This window comes from Acidovorax sp. NB1 (assembly GCF_005405905.1).
Taxonomy (GTDB): domain Bacteria; phylum Pseudomonadota; class Gammaproteobacteria; order Burkholderiales; family Burkholderiaceae_C; genus Acidovorax.
Genome location: NZ_BJHU01000044.1, coordinates 1 through 1,944, shown reverse-complemented (window position 1 = coordinate 1,944; position 1,944 = coordinate 1). Strand labels below are relative to the sequence as shown.

2 protein-coding genes are annotated in these 1,944 nt (G+C 65.8%); both read left to right on the top strand.

Annotated features, from left to right (window positions below; translation table 11 throughout):
- Positions 1 to 1,299 (top strand): IS21 family transposase (gene istA, locus AvAM_RS21570; protein WP_137749006.1); only part of this gene is annotated, 1,299 nt, incomplete at its 5' end.
- Positions 1,292 to 1,944, top strand: a 653-nt coding sequence (istB, locus tag AvAM_RS21565; RefSeq protein ID WP_137749005.1) for an IS21-like element helper ATPase IstB, incomplete at its 3' end; no start/stop codon positions are given. The genes istA and istB, both read left to right, overlap by 8 nt.

The following is a 1,944-nucleotide window of genomic DNA, read 5'->3' as shown; positions in this document are numbered from 1 at the left end:
CGGCGCAGCGGCCGTGCCTTGTTTGCTCAGATACAGGCCCAGGGCTACCGCGGCGGCTACAGCGCCGTCACCGACTACATCCGGCGCTGGCGGGTGGAGTCAGCAGCCAGTGCGGCCAAGGCGTTCGTTCCGATGAGCTTCGAGCTGGGCGAGGCCTTCCAGTTCGACTGGAGCGTCGAAGCCATGGTCGTCGGCGGCGTGTTCTACAACGTGCAAGTTGCGCACCTGAAGCTGTGCGCCAGCCGTGCTTTCTGGCTGGTGGCCTACCCCAGCCAGGGCCATGAGATGCTGTTCGACGCGCACACACGCTCGTTCCAGGCGCTTGGCGGTGTCACCCGGCGCGGCATCTACGACAACATGCGCACCGCCGTGGACAAGGTGCAGCGTGGCAAGCAGCGCACCGTCAACGCGCGATTCGCGGCCATGTGCAGCCACTACCTGTTCGACGCCGACTTCTGCAACGTCGCCTCGGGCTGGGAGAAGGGGGTGGTCGAGAAGAACGTGCAGGACAGCCGCAGGCGCATCTGGATCGAAGCCGCGACCCGTCGCTTCGGCTCGTTCATCGAACTCAATGCCTGGCTGAGCGAGCGGTGTCGTTCGGTGTGGAGCGACACCACGCATCCGATCCACCGACAGTTCACCGTGGCCGAGATGTGGGAGTTGGAGAAGCCTCACCTCATGTCCATGCCGGCCCCCTTCAACGGCTACGTCGAGCGGCTGGCCCGGGTCAGCAGCACCTGCCTGGTGGCCGCCGCGCGCAACCGTTACTCCGTGCCGTGCGAGTGGGCCGGCCACATCGTCAGCACCCGCGTCTATCCCGAACGAATCGATGTGGCGGCCGCAGATGCCGTCGTAGCCAGCCATGCCCGGCTGCCGGGCAGTGGCCAGACCAGCTACGACTGGCAGCACTACATCGACCTGGTGCAGCGCAAACCGGGCGCATTGCGCAATGGCACGCCGTTCCTGGACCTTCCGGCGCCGTTGCTGCGTTTGCGCCAGTCGCTGCTCAGGCACCCTGGAGGAGACCGGGTCATGGCACAGGTGCTGGCCGTGGTGCCGCAGGCTGGGCTGGAAGCGGTGCTGGTGGCCATCGAGCTGGTACTCGAAGGCAGGGCCCCCAGTGGCAGCATTAGCGTGGAGCACGTGCGCAACGTGCTGGCCCGCTTGAACAACCCGGCCACGCCAGCGCAGGCGCAGACGTCCTTGCAACTCACCCAGGCGCCCAAGGCCGACACCGCGCGTTATGACCGGCTGCGCCCCACCCACACGGACCATGAGCAGGAGGTCGATCATGCGTGAGACCTCCATCGATGTACAGGCCCAACTGAAGGCGCTGCGGCTCAACGGCATGGCCACGGCCTGGGCCGATCTGACGGAGCAAGGTGGCGATACGACCCTGGCCGCATCACGCTGGCTGGTGGAGCACCTGCTACAGGCTGAAGATGCTGATCGGGCGATGCGCTCCATCGCCCACCAGATGAAAGCGGCGCGCTTCCCGATGCACCGCGACCTGGCTGGGTTCGACTTCACCGTCGCGCAGGTCGACCGCGCGTTGATCCAGAAACTGGCGGACCTCTCGTTCACGCAGGATGCGCAGAACGTGGTGCTGGTCGGCGGCCCAGGCACCGGCAAAACCCACCTGGCCACGGCGCTGGGAATTGCTGGGCTCACCCGGCACGCCAAGCGAGTGCGGTTCTACTCCACGGTCGATCTGGTCAATGCCCTGGAGCATGAGAAGAGCCAGGGCCGTGCCGGACGCATCGCCATGAGTCTGGTGCGCATGGATCTGGTCGTGCTCGACGAGTTGGGCTACCTGCCCTTCAGCCAGGCCGGTGGTGCCTTGTTGTTCCACCTTCTGTCCAAGCTGTACGAGCACACCAGCGTGTTGATCACCACCAACCTGACGTTCGCGGAGTGGTCCACGGTGTTCGGCGATGCCAAGAT